The organism is Nodosilinea sp. LEGE 06152, from assembly GCF_015207525.1.
GTDB lineage: Bacteria > Cyanobacteriota > Cyanobacteriia > Phormidesmidales > Phormidesmidaceae > Nodosilinea.
Genome location: NZ_JADEWR010000022.1, coordinates 89,838 through 107,366 on the forward strand (window position 1 = coordinate 89,838; position 17,529 = coordinate 107,366).

A 17,529-nucleotide genomic window follows, 5' to 3' on the forward strand; every position below is an offset into this window, starting at 1 on the left:
AAGCTATGTCTATTAGACTTAAATCGCGGCCGGTATCGGCCACTGCGCTGCGTTTTTTGCTGCGGCTAGGCGTAGGGATGGTGCTTCCTCTGACTTTGGCGATCGCCCAAATAATCGCAGCGCCTCTGACAATCGCACTTATGCTTATGGCTCCAATGCCCGTCACCCAAACGACAATGATGGCCGCAGACCTGTCTCTAATTGGCTCGCTTCAGCAGCAGCTGGTTCAGGTGCTGGCCTGGATAGACGGGTTGGGGGCGATCGCACCCCTGGCCTTCATCCTGCTCTACATCGTCATCACCATCGCCTTTGTACCGGCCTCGGTGGTGACCCTAGGGGCGGGGGTAGTGTTTGGGATAGTCAAGGGATCCATCTTGGTCTTGGTTGGGGCCATGCTGGGGGCGACGGCGGCATTTTTGGTGGGTCGCTACGTGGCGCGCAGCTGGGTGGCTGGCAGAATTGCCAGCAGCCCCAGATTTCAGGCGATTGACGATGCGATCGCAAAAGATGGCCGCAAAATCATCTTTTTGCTGCGGCTGTCGCCGGTTTTTCCGTTTAACCTGCTCAACTACTCGCTGGGGCTGAGCCAAATTTCGCTTAAAGACTACGTGATTGGCTCAGTCGGCATCCTGCCCGGCACCGTTATGTACGTCTACCTGGGCTCGCTGGTGGGCAACCTGGCTACGCTAGGGACGGGCGACGGCGGCCCCCAAACCGCTACGGTGCAGTGGATTATTCGCCTTGTGGGTTTGGTCGCCACGGTGGCTGTGACCCTCTACGTCACCCGCATTGCCCGCCAAGCGCTGAGCGGGGCCCTGCCCAAGGAAGTAACCACCTCCAAAAAGTAGGGGCGCAGCATGCTGCGCCCCTACACAGTCCTGAACGGATGAATCTACCTCTCCCTAGGGCCGCTAATTGGCTCGTCCTCCTCAAGGCCCTGCTCTAGCTTGTACGCGGTAATCAGGCGGCTCATTTTGTGGCGCATTTTGAGGTGGGTTTCGACCCCTTCATAGGCGTAGCGGTTAAAGCCGCCCTGGTCGATCAGCTGCTTCAGGTAGCTGACGCGATCGCCCGGATTAGGGTGCGACGCAAACCAGCTAATCCCCCGGTTGCCGTACTCTTGTTCGAGGGTAATCATCAGGTTGTGCAGACCGTCGGCGGCGTAGCGGTTGTTGGCCAGCAGCTTGGTGCCCAAAATGTCGGACTGGCGCTCCATATCGCGGGAGTAGCTCGACACAATTAGGCCCGCGGCAATATTGGCCACCTCAGGAATGGGGATAAACGAGGCCAGGCTGGAGGTGAGGTTACCCCGCGTCACCATCTGAAAGCCGTGGGAGAGCACCGCGTGGGAGATTTCGTGGGCCAGCAGCCCGGCCAGCTCGGCTTCGGAATGGCTCTTGGTAATCGCTCCGGCGTTGATAAAGATCTTGCCACCGGGCAGGGCAAAGGCGTTGAGGCTGTCATCCATAATCACCTCAAAGCTGTAGTCAAACTCGTCGCGCCCCGCCAGCTCCGCCAGCTGCTGGCCCATGTCGTTGACGTAGGCCCGAATCTCAGGATCTTCCACGATCGGCAGCTGGCGCTTCACCTGCTCAGCCACCTGATGGCCCAGGCCGCTTTCGCCCTGCATCATCAAAATGCCAGAGTTGATTGCGCTAAACGGCCCTAGCAGCCCGCCGGTCAGAATGTACCCCGCCGCCCCAGTGATGATGTTTGACACCAGGTTGCGGGTCAGAGTTTGGTTCATCTCGCCGCGAAAGCGATCGAGGTTTTGCCGCGCCAGGGTGCTCATCGCCTCGGCTTCGGGGTGCTCGGGGTTGAGAATGGCAAACTGGTTGGCGGAAATGGCGGCCTCGATCCACTGCTGGCGGGCCATTTGCACTTCGGCCTGGGCCTTGAGCAGGTCGGGGTTGAAGGGATAGCGGGCGATCGCCGCCTCCAGTACCCCCAGCGCCTCGTCGGCCCGGTCGTTTTGCACCAGGTAGCGGGCGTAGAGGGCCTGCCCCGGCAAAAACTCGGGGTAATTTTCGACCAGCAGCTCCAGCGGCACCAGCACCCGGTTGGGGAACTCCGACTCAGCCCCGGCCTGGGCCTCGCGCCAGTAGACCTGCCCGGCAGGTGGCAAATCGGCGGGGTCAGTGAGGGGAGCGATCGCCGCCTCTGTCCCCGCCTCGGCCAGCCACTCAGGATCTTTGGCGACCCGGTAAAGCAGCTCAGCATCGGCGCGATCGCCCTCTAGGTACAGGCGATCGGCCTCCATCAGCACTTCGCTGCGCTTGGCCTGCTCGGGCGACAGCCCCGACAGCAGCAGGGCGCGGCCTACGGGCGAATCAAAATCGGGCTCGGCGATATCGGCCCCGTCCTCAGCCGCTGCCTCCGGCTCAATGGTCGGAATCTCAGGTTCCTTGGGCGGCAGCTTGAGGGTGCCGTCGGGCGGCTCCACGTCGCCTGTAGGCAGCGTGCTGTCCGGCAGCGAGGCTGGGTCAACCCGCAGCGTATCTTCGGCATTGGCCAACAGCCCTGGCGCTGATGTTGACGCTGAACGGTCTGCCAGCACCCCAGGCTCGGCGGCAAATCCTGGATTGCCCAGCCCCTGACTCAGCAGCACCGCCCCCAAAAAGCTGGCCAGTAGCGTTGTCATAAACCGCTGCGTTCGCCCCATGGTGTCTCCCTAAGTTTTTTCTCTAGTAGCGCCAATTACCTAACTAATGTGGGCCGTACATCCTGAGTATGAGGGCCTGTGTGTTGATGAGTTGGGGCTGTGCACAGGTTTATCCCTGCACGACGCTGTTTCCGCAACCAGGTTCCTGCCTCGCCCCTTCCATTTTGACCAAAGCTTTGCCAAGCCAGAATCCGTGCTCCTATAATTTTGTTAAATAAATGTAACGCCGGAACCTGTCACAACGGAGCCCCATGACTTTAGACACAATTCAACCCTGGCTCAACTTTGTTCACCCCATCACCATGTGGCTGCTGCTGGCCGCTACCCTCTACGCTCTGTATTTGGGCATCCAGTCTCGCCGCACGCGTCTGGCCGACGCCGAAACCCGCAAGGAATTGATTAAAGGCAAGTTTGCCCTCAAGCACCACAAGGTGGGCTCTGCCCTGCTGGCGTTTATGGTGATTGGTACCGTGGGTGGCATGGGGGCCACCTATCTGGAGGCGGGCAAGCTGTTCGTGGGGCCTCACCTGCTGGTGGGTCTGGGTATGGCCACCCTAATTGCGGTCTCCGCCGCTCTGGTACCCTTTATGCAGAAGGGCAACGAAACGGCTCGGCTCACTCACATCAGCCTCAACATGGTGCTGGTGGGGTTGTTTAGCTGGCAGGCCTTTACCGGCATGAAAATTGTGCAGCGGCTGCTGTCTGACCTTCAAGCCTCAGCCGGATCTTAATCTGTAGAATCAAGGTTTGGGTCAGCCCTAAGTCATCTCAATCTTCAGCGATCGCGGCCTAGGGCTTTCCCTTGGGCCGCGATCGCTTTATTATCTACCCCTCGTTCCCATGCAGAGCCTGGAAACGCTCGTCGGAGGCTCTGCCTCTTAAGTGAGCAGCAAAACCAAGGTGCCCAGGCGGAGCGACGGCACCAAGCCGAGGGCTGTCCTACAGCTCAAGTATCAGTACTCTAGGCCTGGCTATCGTTAGCACCACCGCCCGATCGCCGTCCCCAGCTCGACCAGAAGTGATGGCCTCGGTAGCTCTCGGGCAGCGGCAGGTTGTGGCTGTGGTGAAAGTCTTCTTGCACCTTGCGGGTCAGCCGCTTGGAGACCTGGCGCACCACCTGATTGAGCAGGCGATCGCCCGAGGACTTGAGCAGCGATCGCGGCACCGAGTTGAGCAGGCGCGGCATGTGAATTTTGACCGCCAGGCTCAAATCCCAGTCTACCTGGGTTAGCGCTGTCGCTGGCGGCACGGCCTCAGGAGACTCCTGCAGCCGCATCACGGCATGGAAATCGACATCGTAGCCCGGCGGTACGTAGCCAGGTACCGGCATAGTGTCAATTCGGTAGACCTGGTGGTCGAGGGGAGACAAATACAGGCCGACCTTGGGCTCTACTTCATAGCCCAGCACCGAAAAACGGCCCACTACCAGCGCATAGCCGTGGTCAGAGATGGGCTCCACCTGCATGGGTTGAGCGCAGCGGGTAAACCAGCCCCGGTGGCTATTCAGGTAGCGCCCTACCGTATCGATGTCGGCGGCCATATCCATTTTGCCGGCAAAGTACCCCTCTAAAACCAGCGCTCCACCGGCAGCGGGGTGGATTACTGGCTGACTGGCGATCGCCTCTAGCGGCAAGTTTTTACCCGTCTCATGCCCTACCACAATATCCTCGGTCGCTGTAATCAGCGGCAGAGCGGGGGTATTTTGAGCAGACGGTGTGGATTCCAGAGTCACTGTGCAACCACTTGCTTAAACAACATCAGATAGTTTGATTGCGCCAAAGCTTTCACCTATCGTAAGGCTTTGTATCTCAAGTGTGCCCCCTAGAACTGTTATACCCATCACGATTTCATCTAAGGAATCCTAGAACTGGCCCTAGGGCTGGTTCCTTTTTCAACGGTCATTCCGTAGAATCAGGCCAGTTGTCAACCCAGTTATCAACAGGGAGAGGGCGCAGTGAAAGCATTTGTAGCAGGGGCGACCGGGGCAACCGGCTCTAGAATTGTGAAGCAGCTTGTCAGTCGCGGCGTGCCGGTGGTTGCTTTCGTCCGCGACGCCGCTGCGGCCCGCTCTCAGCTACCGATCGAAGTCACGCTGGCCGAGGGCGATGTCACCGACAAAGACAGCATTCGCAGAGCGATCACCCTAGAGGGGCGATCGTCCACCAGCGGCGGCTGCACTGTTTTGATCTCCGCTACCGGTGCCCGCCCCGGCTTCGACCCCACCGCCCCCTACCAGGTCGATTTTGAGGGCAACAAAAACCTGGTGGATGTGGCCAAAGAAACCGGCATCGAGCACTTCGTCATGGTGTCGTCGCTGTGCGTTTCCCGCTTTTTCCACCCCCTCAATCTATTCTTCTTAATTCTTTACTGGAAGCAGCAGGCCGAGGCCTACCTGCAGGCCAGCGGCCTCACCTACACCATCGTTCGCCCCGGCGGCCTCAAAGACGATGACACCGACAGCCGAGCGCTGATCATGGCCCCAGCCGATACACTATTTGAGGGCAGTGTGTCGCGTGAGAAGGTCGCTCAAACCTGCGTTGAGGCGCTGTACCTGCCCCAGTCGCGCAACAAAATTGTCGAAATTGTGGCCCAGGAGAATGCCAACCCCCAACCCTACGAGGCGCTGTTTGCCGGAGTAGCGTAGCGGCACCAGGCAACAGGTCGTTGACGCTGCTCGCTCTCAGTATCTACAATGTAATTACTTAGCACTGAGCCAACACGCTATGGGCACGGCCATCCGAACGCGCATTGTCAAAATCGGCAATTCCCAGGGCATTCGCATTCCCAAGCTGTTGCTGGAGCAGAGCGGTCTAACTACCGATGTAGAAGTAGAAGTTGAGGGCGACCACCTGGTCATTCGTACCGCACCCCGGCAGCGAATTGGGTGGGATGCAGCCTTTGCCGCTATGGCCGAGAACCATGACGATGGTTTGCTAGACGACACCAACACCACCGACTGGGACAATGCTGAATGGGAGTGGTAGCCGAACGCTTCAATGTCTTTCTAGTTAACCTCGACCCTACTGTGGGCAGCGAAATTAAGAAGAGTCGCCCCTGCGTCATTATTTCTCCCGACGAGATGAATCGCCACATTGCAACAGTAATCGTTGCACCCATGACGACTAAAGTAAAGTCATACCCCACTCGTGTAGCCTGCCAGTTTGAGGGCAAGCATGGACAAGTTGTGCTTGACCAAATTCGCACCGTTGATAAAACCCGGCTAGTCAAGCATTTAGGGCAGATTGCCCCAGAAGAGCAGCGGCTAGTGCTGGCAACGCTGGCAGAAATGTTTGCAGAGTGAAGGGGGCGATCGCTTAACAGCCGTAAATTCATCGGCGCATTGGGACACTGCGGAAAAATCAGCGAATCTAACCCTGCATCCGATGCTGTGAGTAGTTAGGCCCAAGCGTACTAACAGTAGCGAAACTTAACTCTTAAACGCCGACTACGCGATGTGCTGACTATACCAACTCAACAAAGATTTCTGTAGTTGGGAGTTCCACTCATTGCCTGTACCTTAAAAGAACAGTAGAATCTAATTGAAAATGCAATAGTTTTCTTTGATTAATATAAGCAGCTAACAAGAATAGGAATTTCAAATATGCCTTTAGATCAACTCGAAGCGTTTTTAAAGAAAATGCAGTCTGAACCTGCACTTAAGAACGAGGTGCTCCAAGCATCAACTGCTGATGATGTTGCGCGAATAGCACTAAAACTCGGTTTTGAATTTTCAGGTGATGAATTACTGAGAATGTCAGGAAAGAAATTTGGCGGAGTTACCGTTATAAAAACCGATCTTCCTGGAGAGTATAATTAAGTACTTTTTGAATACCTAGTTGTACAAGCATAGGAAGAATTAACATCATACTTTCTTCGAATAAGGAGTGTCTTTCCCCGAATTAAACGCCCTCTCGAGCAGCTTTCATACGGAATCTGCCTTGGCTACCCCTGATTGGACTGAGCAAACGCCGTTTGCCCCTACGCAAGTCTCTTTGGAATCGGGGTTACACGATCCGGATTGGGTACCATAACTCTTCATAGGCCTAACGGTCGCGTTCACCGGACGCAGATATCCTTAGCAACTCAACCAGCCATTTTGGTATGTTCCGGTGCAGCGCGGTTGTTAGGCATTTTTAGTATGTACCTTTACGGCGCTCTCCAAATCTTGGTTCAGCACGAGGAGCCTCAATAAAACCGGGTGTGACAAGAGCATTTCCAGTTGCAAACATATAAGTTCTGAGAATGTCTGCTTGCACTTCTAATAACCACGCATTAGACAATAAGCCAAAATCGACAGCCTTAAGTCCAATATCGTTCAGTAGTTCGATAACAATTTGTTTGGCACTATCATCATCTCCAGCAATAAAAGCTTGTATGCCTGCATTTCTGAGAGCTGCCGCATCGCAGTTGAAAACTTCCATTGCCTGGTTATTCAATGCTTTTACAACTTTGGCAGAGGGAACGTCTTTTTGAGTTGCTTCTGCTAGAGAGTTGAGAAATTCTTCAGGCTTGTACTCACGAGGAAAATCTCGATTATTTAAATCTATGATGACTTTGCCTGCCAACACGGAGGTTGATGCTAGGAAACTTGAAGGCACAGCACGTACGGAGCTGATAATGACCTCACAAGATTCAGCAACTTCGTCATTCGTTCCACCAGTCGCACCTGTACCAATTCCCTCAGCTACGCCACGAGACTTTGCGGCATCGCGTGAACCGAAGGCTATTTGATGCCCTGCTACTGACCAAGCACCTCCGAGCACTCGCGCCATGTTACCACTGCCCCAAAATCCTATCTTCATACTCAAGTCCTAACTCATCTAGCTTTAGGTTAATCGATAACTACAGGATGCCTAACGACTAAGATAAGCGGCGGCAGACAACTTTTGCAACCCTACCAAAACTTCTCAAGCGTTCGCTACATCGACTTGTTATGCATCTGCCCACGGAACCCATCTCAAAAAACATCGATTGCCATGCTGCTCCGTAATTTCTGCACCCAACCGCTCATAAAAGCGAAGTCCACGGGTATTTCGAGCATCAGCATTCCAAGCAAGATGGCTACAGTCATTTTCCTTTGCAATTTGAGCTAATTGAGCCATTAATACTGCTCCTGCACCTTGACTTCTCATCTCGTCATCTACGTACAGATCATCAAGCCAAATGCTTGGCTGACCTGCAAATGATGAGTACCTGAATCCATATAATGCAAAGCCGACCTCATGCGCTGAAAACTCTGCAAACAAAACATAAGAAAAGGGAATTTTTCCGAAAAGTGTTTTGCGTATTTTGTCTTCGGATACTTGCAGCACACCAGAGAATGCACCAATGTTTCGGTCAAATTCTGATTTCTTCTGGATGAATGAGAAAATCAGAGATACATCATCAGGAGTAGCAGATCGAATTTTCATTGATCGAGAAAGCGATCGCTTCATAATTTCCAATGTTTAAGCTACCATACCGATATGGGCAGCGACGATTTGCCAAGTTCCGCTCGAAGAAACAGCCCAAACTCGCGTGAAACGAAAGTCACCATTCGCAGGGCTACCATTATAACTGCCAGACAATTGCATTCGGACTGAAACGATTGCTACCTCTTTATGGATTTGAATATGCTGCTCAGAAGGTTGCAACTCATGTATCTTAATCAAACCAGATTCATGGGCGGCTAAGTCATCTTCTTTTCCTAATAATTCTCCAAGATGGCTGGTGATAATAATTGTGGGGGCTAGTAGTTCATTCAAAACGCCTACATCAGAAGCAAGCATTGCCTGCCTGAGCCGTTCTTCGGCGTTGATAATCTGAGTTTCAACTGTTTCAGTCATAGTGTTTCTCGTCTGAATATCAACAAACAAACTGCCCTCTCACTACCACCGATGACTTGCGGCATAACGACCAAGCTCACCGGACACAGATGACCCCTGCCACTCAACCGACCACCTTTCGCCGTTCCGGTGCAGCGACTTGTTAGCCCTTGGCAGAAGCCTTATCTCTCAATACGTTTAAGCTCTTCACGAACTACCTTCCGCAATGTTTCCTCAAGTGGTTGGCGAATGGCTTGAATATGTTGGTGCAAAGCTTCGTTGATCAAAGTTTGGTAGTTTCCTCCACCTGCACTATGCACTTGTTCACGAAACCACGCCAAAACCTCATCATCTAGCCGGATCGTGATGCGCGTTTTGCCGGATGTTGTCGGGTCGATCGCACCTCGTTTCCCTTTACTAAAATCATACTCGGCTTCCATGATTATTCCTCCTCGTACTGCTGTCGTCTTTGTCGAGTTGCTTTGCGAGCAGAGATAAGCCGGAGCTCCTCATCTTTACAATGTGTAGACAACCACCAAAACGCTGCCAAATGCATCAACGCCGATCGTGATAAACCGTTCTTCACCAAACCGCTCGTCCGCAATGGTGATTGCCAGAACATCGGAAAAAACGGATACTGCATCAGTGAAGTCAATACCATAAGCAGCTACTCCCTGATAGCTTTGAGCGCAACTGCTTTGCTGCCAAGGATAATCGTGATGCACATCCCAACCGAGGACTAGAGGGCTAACGATTTAGCTAAGCGGCTTTGGAGCGCAGCGGAAAAGCCGTCCGGCGGAGGCCCGACAGGGCTGGCGCGAACTTGAGCGACTTGTTATGCTCATGCTTCAATACGATCACCATGACTTGACGGTGTTGACGTTACAACAAAATGCAGATCAATCTGACCATCAATTCTTAATTGATGTGGAGTATTGCGGAGAACGTGAAAGCCCTGGTGCTCAGTGAGCTGAAAAGCCTCACCATTAACCTCCAATGTGGCACAACCAGAAAGAACGAAGAAAAATTGTTCCGATTCTCCATGCAGGTGCCTTACTTCGCTACATCCGGGAGGAACACGCTCTTGGATGATACTCAAAGCCGCTGATTTGACTAAGTGCCACCCATCACAACCTACCCCCCACTGATAGTGCTCGGAATTTATCTTGGATACTACTTTCACTTTTCCTCCTAGAGCATAACGACGAGGTGAGGGTTGCGTTTAGCGATCCGTCTCGACCGCCTTGTTAGCCAAATTACAACGGTAGCGGACATCTGTGACCTGGACGTAATATCCAGGGACCAAAGGGCTCACTTTTTCTGCACCGTCCAACCGAAAACCAACTGCTTCATAAAAGCTTCGGGCAGATGGCAAAGCCGTCCAAAGCGTTGCCTCACTGAACCCTCGTTTCTCAAGCCCACGTAATGCAGCGCCAATCAGCTTTCGGCCAATACCGGCCCGCTGCTGATCGGAAGAAACGTAGATGGCGTATATCTCTCCCGTAGCCTTTTGGAGTCCTTCATTATCATGTGTAGTACCCGAGCTCACAAAACCGACGACCTGTCCATCAAGCTCGGCAACAAAAACGTCTACCTCATCGCTTGCCAAAACCTTGCGCCACCTTTCCTGGCGGTCGGCGTTTGCTTGAGGCGCGGAGAGCTCCGAGAGAATCGACGCTGGCACAAGTCCTCTGTACGTTGCCTGTTTTGATGAGACGTGTACTGCAGAAATCGCTTCAGCGTCTGCCACCACGGCTTTTCTTATCAAAGCACTATCTCTCATAAAAACTTCCGATTGCCATGAACAAAAGGCTAACGATCCCGATCACCCGCCACAGATAACCTATGGTGCTCACAGATAATCTCTCGGCGGTCGGTGTGCATGGGGTTGTTGGTCTGTGTTGCATATAACTTTAAGGGAAACTGCTCCATACTTGAGCCTCAATGAAAAGATCATATTTTCGCGTTCCGTCTGTTCGCCACTCTTCACCAGGAACGCCAAACTCTTCAATGACTCTGCAAATTTCACTCAATACAAATACTTGACCATGATACTTAGGGTGATAGAACTCTTCATCCGCCTGATTTTTTAACCAGTAACTGATCATGCTGTCTGGATAAGTGAAGCTGACTTGTTCAGGGCTAAAAGCCGACAGTGGAATCTGAATTGCGCTACTTTGTCCGTTGAACCCTTCCTCGATCCAGAGGGCTCGTTCAACTACAAAGTAATGAGGATAGGCAGTGATAGGCTGACCACCCTTACGAATAAATTCTTGTCTGAGCCAACCTTCTGTTTCTTGCCTGCGTCGTAGATACTTTCGAGGGTTACTAAATCTGTCATACACGGCACCTGTTCGATTACTTAGATTGGATATAACGTTCAGGGCTTCATTCTCAGCGAGAGAGGACAAGGTTTGGAACGGCTTATCATCGTTGTGATGGTAGTGCGTGAGAATCATTCGCAGTGTAGTAATCAATCATCAATTTCAAAGATACTCAACTTAGCCATCAATTCTATAACAACTGAACTTCGGCAAAGAAGCTTAGAAAACGATCACAATAGATAAGGTGAAGCAGTCCAACGTTCCCGCTCACCGGATGCAAGTAACCTTTGTGCTCCATCGACAAGTTAATTGCATTCCGGTGCAGCGTGGTTGTTATGCTGCTTAACTTAAAAGTTAAAATCATTGATATTAATATCAGGTTGATCAGTTCCTTCCTGATCAATAGCATCCATACTTGACCCTGGCAAAATTTTTTTATCGTTGCATGATAGAAAAGGAAGCCCGTTAATTTGAATTTCCATGGGAGATGAGTTTAGCATTCCCTCTCTCATCATGTACGCCACTTTTTCATAAAGCTCAAGTTTCTTTTGTTGATTTTCTATTTCTTTCCGCTCAATATCTACAGTTTTCTCCCTAATTTCTAATTCCTTCCTTTTAATTTCTAATTCTCTCAGTTTTTTCGCCTCTTCAGTATCTGGCAAACTTTCACTTTGCCTTTCAAGGCTAATCCTTTCAGCCCTTGTCTTGAGAGTTTCTTCTTCTAGCTTTTTGACACCTTCAATTCGTTTATCTAATTGCTCTGCAATAACAGCATCACGAGTTTTTTCTAAAACCTCTTTCACCTCTTCTTTTTGGAAAGCATCTTTCATGAAAATTTTGAGCTTAGTCCATAAACTGCCAGTACCTTGACTTTCGATCTCTACAGAAACCCCTGATATGGACTCTAAAACCTCAGAAAGTAGAAAAAGGAACTGAAAAATTGCTGCTGCACGAAACGTTTCTCCGGAGAATCTAATGACAACATCCCATTGAAAGCGGTATTTATCGTAACCTTTTCTCAAATTTATTGTGTCTTTACGACTCGAAAAACTACCCTGAATTACAAGTCCAATCTTCTCAGCAAGTTTTACCCCGATCTGATCTGTCTGCTCTTGATAACTCAAGTTGCTGACAAGTTCTTTAAGAGGTTCATATAATTTGGCATCTGGATCTTCTACAGCGGCTACTGCAAGATCTCTAACTGCTTCGGCTACTTCAGGATCGCTATTTGCCAATGCTTCAATTGCTAGTACAGCTCGACCATAATTTGGAGCTTTATCAGGGTAAGACTCGATATCAGAAACAGTCTCCGGAGATTTTTGTCTGAGTGAGGAAAGAAGCTTTGCGCTCTGTTCCATAACTTTTTCCCCTAACATCTCTCCAGTCTTCTCGAAGACTTTCTGGAGCATCATGATCGAGATCGCAACTATTACAGGATCCATAGGTTGTAGCTTTGTCTCTTTACAAGCTTCAATCTAACAAAGTTTATTTCAATGAAACACCTATGCCAAACAGTTTATTAGGGAACTTATTCTTCACTGAAGGGCAAGAGGCATAACGGCAAAAGTGAGCGGCGACAGATATGATCAAAGCGAAGTGCGAAGACTCTATACGTCCGCTCCACTGTGTTGTTCTACCGTGCAAACTTATCACAACTGAACAGGGCGTTCCCAAGGTTCACCATGCTGTCGATAGCCAACCCGTTTGAATGTAGAGATCATGGGCAAATTATTCACAGCCGTATCACAAAATATTCGCCAGACTCCGATTTCTTGTAATATCCGCGTTCCTTGTGACAAAAGATCGTTTGCAAAACCAAGCCCTCGATACTCCGGCACAACCCCGATGTAGTAGATTGTTCCTTCTTCTAACCCATCTTTAGTACACCCGTTAAAAGTGACCGGAAGAACAACCCCTACGATGTCTCCAGTTCCGTTAATCCCCATCTGCCACCAGTCATCTTGATAGGAGAACTCATCTCTAGCTGAATTCAAAAACATCTCAATCGCTGCATGAGGATCATCCTCTGATGCTCTTCTTTGATCACTTGGGTCTAATGATAAAGCCATTACACGTGTAACAACTGATACTAACTGACTGTCATGTTTTGCTTTCACTGGCTCAAAGGTCAGTCGCGGTGAAACTTCAATCAGTGGTTTCGGCTCTTCCCAAACGAAGGGCACTTTTAGAAAGGTTTGCTGACTCATAGGCAATTACAACAGGAATCTGTGAATCTCGCTGAACATGCTAAAAAATACTACAAACTAGGTTTTGTCTAGTTTCTAAACGCCTGCAAATAACCTTTAAACTACTGCCCCATCCAAGATTTAGCGGCAGAACTATGTATTAAGTGTCAGATCCGCTGGATAAGACCCCTACTCTCCAGAATTATCCAGCGGATCCACGGGATAATACCTGGATCTTAAGGAATTAAACATCATTTTTGCTGGATAAGTCCGTAACGTCCGGGTGTTATCCAGCAGATTTGAGGGTTAAGTATAGAGTTTGGGGGTATTATCCAGCATTTTTGCTGGATAACCCCTGGCTCCGGGGAATTATCCAGCATCTACCTATGTCACCGCCGCGCCTGCTTGACCAAGTGAGGGAAGCGATTCGCCTCAAGCATTTCAGCCTCAAGACTGAGAAGTCCTACGTACACTACATCCGAGATTTCATCTTGTTTCACGACAAGCGGCACCCGAAGGATATGGGTGCAGATGAAATTCGGGCATATCTCTCGCACCTAGCCATTCAACGAAACGTAGCTTCCTCAACCCAGTCAGTGGCGCTGAGTGCTTTACTATTTCTCTACCGCCAGGTGCTTCAAATTGACTTGCCCTACATTGACGACATTGAGCGGGCAAAGAAACCAGAGCGGCTACCTGTAGTATTTAGTCGCTCAGAAGTGAAGCAAATTTTGGCTCATTTAGATGGTATTGAACACCTCATTGTCAGTCTGCTCTATGGCAGTGGTATGCGCTTGATGGAAGGGTTGCGGTTGCGGGTCAAGGATTTGGACTTTGACTATGGGCAGATTACTGTGCGTGATGGCAAAGGCAAGAAAGATCGCCAGACCATGTTACCCAAGTTGTTAGAACCCCCTCTTCAGCTTCAGCTCCAGAAGGCTAAAAAGCTCCACGAGCTAGATTTGTCGTTGGGCTATGGCACTGTTGAACTGCCCTATGCGCTAAAACGAAAGTATCCCAACGCTAATCAGCAGTGGGGGTGGCAGTTTGTGTTTCCGTCTTGGAAGCGTTCCGTTGATCCTCGATCCAAGGTTGTAAGACGACACCATGTTCACGAGTGAGCTTTACAGCGAGCGGTTAGACAAGCCTTAAAACAAGCTAATATCACCAAGCATGGTGGGCGCCATACGTTTCGCCACAGTTTTGCCACTCATTTATTAGAGGATGGCTACGACATTCGCACGGTGCAAGAGTTGTTGGGCCACAAGGATGTGAAGACAACGATGATCTACACCCATGTACTCACATGTACTCAACCGAGGGGTTCGGGGTGTCAGGAGTCCGTTAGATATTGGTTAGGCAATACGGTTGAACTTACAGCCCACTTCTGGCAAGGTAAGACTGCGGGGAATGATTCTAGGCGGGGAAGAGAGGAGTTAGCGGCTCCTCAAATCCCCTGATCATCCCACCTTAAACCGGGTAAGTTGAGATGACTGGAATCATTGTAGTTCCGTCTCTTGCTTCACCACAGCTCTGGCCTCACGGCACAGAGAAAAAGAGGGAGCTGGATAGTTCCCCGTTTTCTTTAGTGAAAACGGAGGCCCGTATGTTTTTAGAACCCACCTCGGGGGATGAGTCCCCCGTACCGTTTACCCTGCCCTTCGACTTCGCTCAGGGCAAGCCCACTTATTGCCAGGAGACCCTGCGGCACATTCTGCTGGGCGACTACGGCGCTGTGACCGATGCCATTGGCCAACTGGTGGCGCTGGGCTACAGCGACAGAGTGGCCTGGTCAGACCCTATCCCCACCGGGCGCAGCGGCGAGTACCTCGCCGTAATGACCCGCAGGCGAGGGATGCGATCGTAGGGTGACTGGGCGGCGGCGTTGGCGTAGCCTCTCTGAAAGAGAATCGCCTAGATTGTCCCTGCCGCCCAGGTTCAGCTAGCTCCCAGGGGTCTTTCAACACCCTGGGAGTCTTAGCTTTTCAACCCATCTGCTGCTCCATATCGGCGATCTCTAGGCGGGTTTTGATCACCGTGTCGGGGTTGAGACTAATTGAATCAATCCCCTGCTCCACCAAAAAGCGGGCAAACTCGGGGTAATCACTCGGCCCCTGACCACAGATGCCGATTTTGCGGTTGTTTTCCTTCGCAGTTTGAATCGCCATCTTCACCATGCGCTTGACGCCAGTACTGCGTTCGTCAAACAGGTGGGCCACCAGTGACGAGTCGCGATCGAGCCCTAATGTGAGCTGGGTGAGGTCGTTAGAGCCAATGGAGAAGCCATCAAACACCTGGCTAAACTCGTCGGCCAGGATTACGTTGTTGGGCAGTTCGCACATGACGTACACTTGCAAGCCATTTTCGCCGCGCACCAGGCCGTGTTTAGCCATTTCTTCGAGTACCCAGCGGCCTTCATCGGGGGTACGGCAGAAGGGCACCATCAAAATCACGTTGGTGAGGCCCATATCATCGCGCACGCGCTTGAGAGCCTGGCACTCTAGGGCAAAGCCGTCGCGGTAGCGATCGTCGTAGTAGCGCGAAGCACCGCGCCAGCCCAGCATGGGGTTTTCTTCATTGGGTTCAAAGGTGCTGCCGCCCAGCAGGTTGGCGTACTCATTGCTCTTAAAGTCCGCCAGACGGACAACAACGGGTTTGGGGTAGAAGGCCGCAGCCAGGGTGCCTACTCCCTGGGCTAGTTTATCGATGAAGTAATCGGGTTTGTGCTCGTAAAGGGCGGTAAGCTGCTGAATTTTGCGTCTTTCGCCCCCGTCGGTGAGCTGATCGAAGTTGAGCAGGGCCAGGGGGTGCACCTGAATGTGGTTAGCAATGATGAATTCTAGGCGAGCCAGGCCGACACCGTCGTTGGGCAGGGCGGCCAGGGTAAAGGCTAGCTCGGGGTTGCCCACGTTCATCATGATTTTGGTTCGGGTTTCGGGCAGGCTGTCGATCTTGGTCGTTTCAACCCTAAAGGGCAGCTCGCCGCGATAGATCAACCCTTCTTCGCCCTCGGCGCACGAGACGGTGACGGGTTCTCCGGTGGTGAGTATCTGGGTGGCGTTGTCGCAGCCAACGATCGCAGGAATGCCCAACTCCCTGGCAATAATGGCGGCGTGGCAGGTACGCCCGCCCTGGTCGGTAACGATCGCGCCGGCCTGCTTCATAATCGGCTCCCAGTCGGGGTCGGTGCGGGCGGTGACCAGCACCTCACCGGGGCGAAACTGAGCGATTTGAGAAACGTCTAAAATCACGCAGGCCTCACCCTGCCCAATTAGATCGCCCACGGCCCGACCTCGGGCTACCGGCTCTACCCCCTTGGGCACATCTAAAATGTACGATCGCAGCTCGTTCTGAGCCTTTTGCGACTGCACCGTTTCGGGTCGAGCCTGCACAATGAACAGTTCGCCCGTAATGCCATCCTTCGCCCACTCAATATCCATCGGGCTGTTGGTGCCCCGCAGCTCGGTGTAGTGGTCTTCGATGGTACAGGCCCAGTGGGCCAGTTGGAGAATGTCGTCTTCTTCGATTGCAAAGCGGCCCTGGTCGCTCAGGGGCACAGGCTCGTTCTTAGTCAGCTCAGTACCTGTGGTGTCGTAGACCATGCGCAGCGCTTTGGTGCCCAGGCGCTTGTTCAGAATGGGCTTGTGGCCAGACTTGAGCGTTGGTTTGAAGACAACGTACTCATCCGGGTTGACGCTGCCCTGCACTACGTTTTCGCCCAGGCCATAGGCCGCAGTGATTAGCACGGCGTTTTGAAAGCCAGTTTCGGTATCGATTGAGAACATTACCCCCGAGGTGGCGAGATCTGATCGCACCATACGCTGAATGCCGACCGAGAGCGCTACATCGAAGTGGTCGAAATCTTTGGTAGTGCGGTAGGAAATGGCGCGATCGGTAAACAGCGAGGCGTAGCACTTCTTGCAGGCATTTAGCACCGCCTGGTCGCCGTAGACATTGAGGTAGGTTTCTTGCTGGCCCGCAAAGCTGGCATCGGGCAGGTCTTCGGCGGTGGCGCTAGAGCGCACGGCCACATCGACTTCGGTATAGGCGTTTTCTAGGCACGACTCGTCGCCCAGGCAGAGGCTTTGGCCCGCCGTTTCGCACATGTGATGGTAGGCGTTGAGAATGGCAGTCTTGAGGTCGTCGGGAAAGGTGGCGTTGAGAATCAGCGATCGCGCCTTTCGGCCCCGCCGCCGCAGCTCGGTCACATCGTTGATATCAAAACCGCCCAGCACCTGGCGCAGCTGAGCATCAAGGCCGGTTTTCTCAATAAAGTAGCGGTAGGCGTAGGAGGTGGTGGCAAAGCCCGACGGCACTCGCACCCCCTTAGGCGTCAGCTGCTGAATCATTTCTCCCAGGGAGGCGTTTTTGCCGCCCACAATCGGCACATCCTCTAGCCGCAGCTCGTCGAGCCAGAGCACCAGCTGCTGATCTCGCTGAATGGAAGAATGCTGAACCACAGACGTAGCTACCATGTCGCCACCTCATACAAGTACTGATAAAAGCGGGCTTACTACCACCGCAGCCCCTGCCCAGCGAGACGTTTATTACCT

At 52.1% G+C, this 17,529-nt stretch carries 19 protein-coding genes and 2 pseudogenes; 8 read left to right on the plus strand and 13 right to left on the minus strand.

From position 1 onward, the window contains the following. The first annotated feature begins 179 nt into the window (after positions 1-179). Positions 180-848: a TVP38/TMEM64 family protein gene (locus IQ265_RS23640; protein ID WP_194058285.1), complete on the plus strand. Its 669-nt coding sequence runs from the start codon at positions 180-182 to the stop codon at positions 846-848. Positions 849-892: 44 nt separating this feature from the next. Here the strand turns inward: IQ265_RS23640 and IQ265_RS23645 are convergent, their stop codons facing one another. Next, positions 893-2,662 (minus strand): M48 family metalloprotease, encoded by a 1,770-nt coding sequence (locus IQ265_RS23645; protein WP_194058169.1) that lies wholly within the window; start codon positions 2,660-2,662, stop codon positions 893-895. 251 nt (positions 2,663-2,913) lie between these two features. Here IQ265_RS23645 and IQ265_RS23650 point away from each other — a divergent pair, with 251 nt between their 5' ends. Beyond that, positions 2,914-3,393, plus strand: coding sequence for a DUF4079 domain-containing protein (locus tag IQ265_RS23650; protein WP_106869821.1), 480 nt, complete (start codon positions 2,914-2,916; stop codon positions 3,391-3,393). A 230-nt stretch (positions 3,394-3,623) separates the two neighbouring features. Here the strand turns inward: IQ265_RS23650 and IQ265_RS23655 are convergent, their stop codons facing one another. After that, positions 3,624-4,394, minus strand: a complete 771-nt coding sequence (locus tag IQ265_RS23655; RefSeq protein WP_347405009.1) for a DUF1997 domain-containing protein — start codon at positions 4,392-4,394, stop codon at positions 3,624-3,626. 222 nt (positions 4,395-4,616) lie between these two features. On the opposite strand from IQ265_RS23655, the gene IQ265_RS23660 reads away from it, so the two are divergent. The 4 genes from IQ265_RS23660 (at position 4,617) to IQ265_RS23675 (ending at position 6,479) form a co-directional block, all read left to right on the plus strand. Beyond that, positions 4,617-5,306 (plus strand): SDR family oxidoreductase, encoded by a 690-nt coding sequence (locus IQ265_RS23660; RefSeq protein WP_194058171.1) that lies wholly within the window; start codon positions 4,617-4,619, stop codon positions 5,304-5,306. Positions 5,307-5,385: 79 nt separating this feature from the next. After that, positions 5,386-5,646 (plus strand): AbrB/MazE/SpoVT family DNA-binding domain-containing protein, encoded by a 261-nt coding sequence (locus IQ265_RS23665; protein WP_194058173.1) that lies wholly within the window; start codon positions 5,386-5,388, stop codon positions 5,644-5,646. Continuing rightward, positions 5,634-5,963 (plus strand): type II toxin-antitoxin system PemK/MazF family toxin, encoded by a 330-nt coding sequence (locus IQ265_RS23670; RefSeq protein ID WP_194058175.1) that lies wholly within the window; start codon positions 5,634-5,636, stop codon positions 5,961-5,963. The genes IQ265_RS23665 and IQ265_RS23670 overlap by 13 nt, the downstream gene beginning before the upstream one ends. A gap of 300 nt (positions 5,964-6,263) precedes the next feature. Then, positions 6,264-6,479 (plus strand): Nif11-like leader peptide family natural product precursor, encoded by a 216-nt coding sequence (locus IQ265_RS23675; protein WP_194058177.1) that lies wholly within the window; start codon positions 6,264-6,266, stop codon positions 6,477-6,479. A 316-nt stretch (positions 6,480-6,795) separates the two neighbouring features. Here the strand turns inward: IQ265_RS23675 and IQ265_RS23680 are convergent, their stop codons facing one another. The 10 genes and pseudogenes from IQ265_RS23680 to IQ265_RS23725 form a co-directional block, all read right to left on the minus strand. After that, the gene (locus IQ265_RS23680; protein ID WP_194058179.1) at positions 6,796-7,464 is read right to left on the minus strand and encodes an NAD(P)-binding domain-containing protein; all 669 of its coding nucleotides are present in this window, start codon (positions 7,462-7,464) and stop codon (positions 6,796-6,798) included. 129 nt (positions 7,465-7,593) lie between these two features. After that, positions 7,594-8,073 carry a GNAT family N-acetyltransferase gene (locus IQ265_RS23685; protein ID WP_194058181.1) on the minus strand — a complete coding sequence of 160 codons (480 nt, stop codon included), beginning with the start codon at positions 8,071-8,073 and terminating at the stop codon, positions 7,594-7,596. A 36-nt stretch (positions 8,074-8,109) separates the two neighbouring features. Then, complete coding sequence (locus tag IQ265_RS23690) at positions 8,110-8,487, minus strand: nuclear transport factor 2 family protein (RefSeq protein ID WP_194058183.1); 378 nt, start codon at positions 8,485-8,487, stop codon at positions 8,110-8,112. Positions 8,488-8,648: 161 nt separating this feature from the next. Continuing rightward, positions 8,649-8,906 carry a BrnA antitoxin family protein gene (locus tag IQ265_RS23695; RefSeq protein ID WP_194058185.1) on the minus strand — a complete coding sequence of 86 codons (258 nt, stop codon included), beginning with the start codon at positions 8,904-8,906 and terminating at the stop codon, positions 8,649-8,651. 2 nt (positions 8,907-8,908) lie between these two features. Further along, a pseudogene (locus IQ265_RS30275) lies at positions 8,909-9,122 on the minus strand (BrnT family toxin). 185 nt (positions 9,123-9,307) lie between these two features. After that, positions 9,308-9,649 (minus strand): cupin domain-containing protein, encoded by a 342-nt coding sequence (locus IQ265_RS23705; RefSeq protein ID WP_194058187.1) that lies wholly within the window; start codon positions 9,647-9,649, stop codon positions 9,308-9,310. Between the two features lie 39 nt (positions 9,650-9,688). Then, a complete protein-coding gene (locus IQ265_RS23710; protein WP_194058189.1) occupies positions 9,689-10,249 on the minus strand; it encodes a GNAT family N-acetyltransferase in 561 nt (186 codons plus the stop codon). A gap of 130 nt (positions 10,250-10,379) precedes the next feature. Continuing rightward, the gene (locus IQ265_RS23715) at positions 10,380-10,925 is read right to left on the minus strand and encodes a hypothetical protein (RefSeq protein ID WP_194058191.1); all 546 of its coding nucleotides are present in this window, start codon (positions 10,923-10,925) and stop codon (positions 10,380-10,382) included. Positions 10,926-11,137: 212 nt separating this feature from the next. Next, positions 11,138-12,232 carry a hypothetical protein gene (locus IQ265_RS23720; protein WP_194058193.1) on the minus strand — a complete coding sequence of 365 codons (1,095 nt, stop codon included), beginning with the start codon at positions 12,230-12,232 and terminating at the stop codon, positions 11,138-11,140. Between the two features lie 207 nt (positions 12,233-12,439). Next, complete coding sequence (locus IQ265_RS23725; RefSeq protein ID WP_194058195.1) at positions 12,440-12,997, minus strand: GNAT family N-acetyltransferase; 558 nt, start codon at positions 12,995-12,997, stop codon at positions 12,440-12,442. A gap of 365 nt (positions 12,998-13,362) precedes the next feature. Here IQ265_RS23725 and IQ265_RS23730 point away from each other — a divergent pair. Together IQ265_RS23730 and IQ265_RS23740 are read left to right on the plus strand one after the other, a co-directional pair. Continuing rightward, a pseudogene (locus IQ265_RS23730) lies at positions 13,363-14,335 on the plus strand (integron integrase). 247 nt (positions 14,336-14,582) lie between these two features. Beyond that, positions 14,583-14,843, plus strand: coding sequence for a hypothetical protein (locus IQ265_RS23740; RefSeq protein WP_194058199.1), 261 nt, complete (start codon positions 14,583-14,585; stop codon positions 14,841-14,843). A gap of 118 nt (positions 14,844-14,961) precedes the next feature. Here IQ265_RS23740 and ppsA read toward each other — a convergent pair whose 3' ends face one another. Then, on the minus strand, positions 14,962-17,451 hold the full coding sequence (gene ppsA, locus IQ265_RS23745) for a phosphoenolpyruvate synthase (protein WP_194058201.1): 2,490 nt from the start codon (positions 17,449-17,451) through the stop codon (positions 14,962-14,964). Between the last annotated feature and the right edge of the window lie 78 nt (positions 17,452-17,529).

Coding starts and splice junctions, on each gene's coding strand:
- IQ265_RS23650 (WP_106869821.1), top strand. CDS start 2,914: ATGACTTTAGACACAATTCAACCCTGGCTCAACTTTGTTCACCCCATC.
- IQ265_RS23695 (WP_194058185.1), bottom strand. CDS start 8,906: ATGGAAGCCGAGTATGATTTTAGTAAAGGGAAACGAGGTGCGATCGAC.
- IQ265_RS23640 (WP_194058285.1), top strand. CDS start 180: ATGGCCGCAGACCTGTCTCTAATTGGCTCGCTTCAGCAGCAGCTGGTT.
- IQ265_RS23680 (WP_194058179.1), bottom strand. CDS start 7,464: ATGAAGATAGGATTTTGGGGCAGTGGTAACATGGCGCGAGTGCTCGGA.
- IQ265_RS23715 (WP_194058191.1), bottom strand. CDS start 10,925: ATGATTCTCACGCACTACCATCACAACGATGATAAGCCGTTCCAAACC.
- ppsA (WP_194058201.1), bottom strand. CDS start 17,451: ATGGTAGCTACGTCTGTGGTTCAGCATTCTTCCATTCAGCGAGATCAG.
- IQ265_RS23645 (WP_194058169.1), bottom strand. CDS start 2,662: ATGGGGCGAACGCAGCGGTTTATGACAACGCTACTGGCCAGCTTTTTG.
- IQ265_RS23685 (WP_194058181.1), bottom strand. CDS start 8,073: ATGAAAATTCGATCTGCTACTCCTGATGATGTATCTCTGATTTTCTCA.
- IQ265_RS23720 (WP_194058193.1), bottom strand. CDS start 12,232: ATGGATCCTGTAATAGTTGCGATCTCGATCATGATGCTCCAGAAAGTC.
- IQ265_RS23710 (WP_194058189.1), bottom strand. CDS start 10,249: ATGAGAGATAGTGCTTTGATAAGAAAAGCCGTGGTGGCAGACGCTGAA.
- IQ265_RS23665 (WP_194058173.1), top strand. CDS start 5,386: ATGGGCACGGCCATCCGAACGCGCATTGTCAAAATCGGCAATTCCCAG.
- IQ265_RS23670 (WP_194058175.1), top strand. CDS start 5,634: ATGGGAGTGGTAGCCGAACGCTTCAATGTCTTTCTAGTTAACCTCGAC.
- IQ265_RS23740 (WP_194058199.1), top strand. CDS start 14,583: ATGTTTTTAGAACCCACCTCGGGGGATGAGTCCCCCGTACCGTTTACC.
- IQ265_RS23725 (WP_194058195.1), bottom strand. CDS start 12,997: ATGAGTCAGCAAACCTTTCTAAAAGTGCCCTTCGTTTGGGAAGAGCCG.
- IQ265_RS23690 (WP_194058183.1), bottom strand. CDS start 8,487: ATGACTGAAACAGTTGAAACTCAGATTATCAACGCCGAAGAACGGCTC.
- IQ265_RS23675 (WP_194058177.1), top strand. CDS start 6,264: ATGCCTTTAGATCAACTCGAAGCGTTTTTAAAGAAAATGCAGTCTGAA.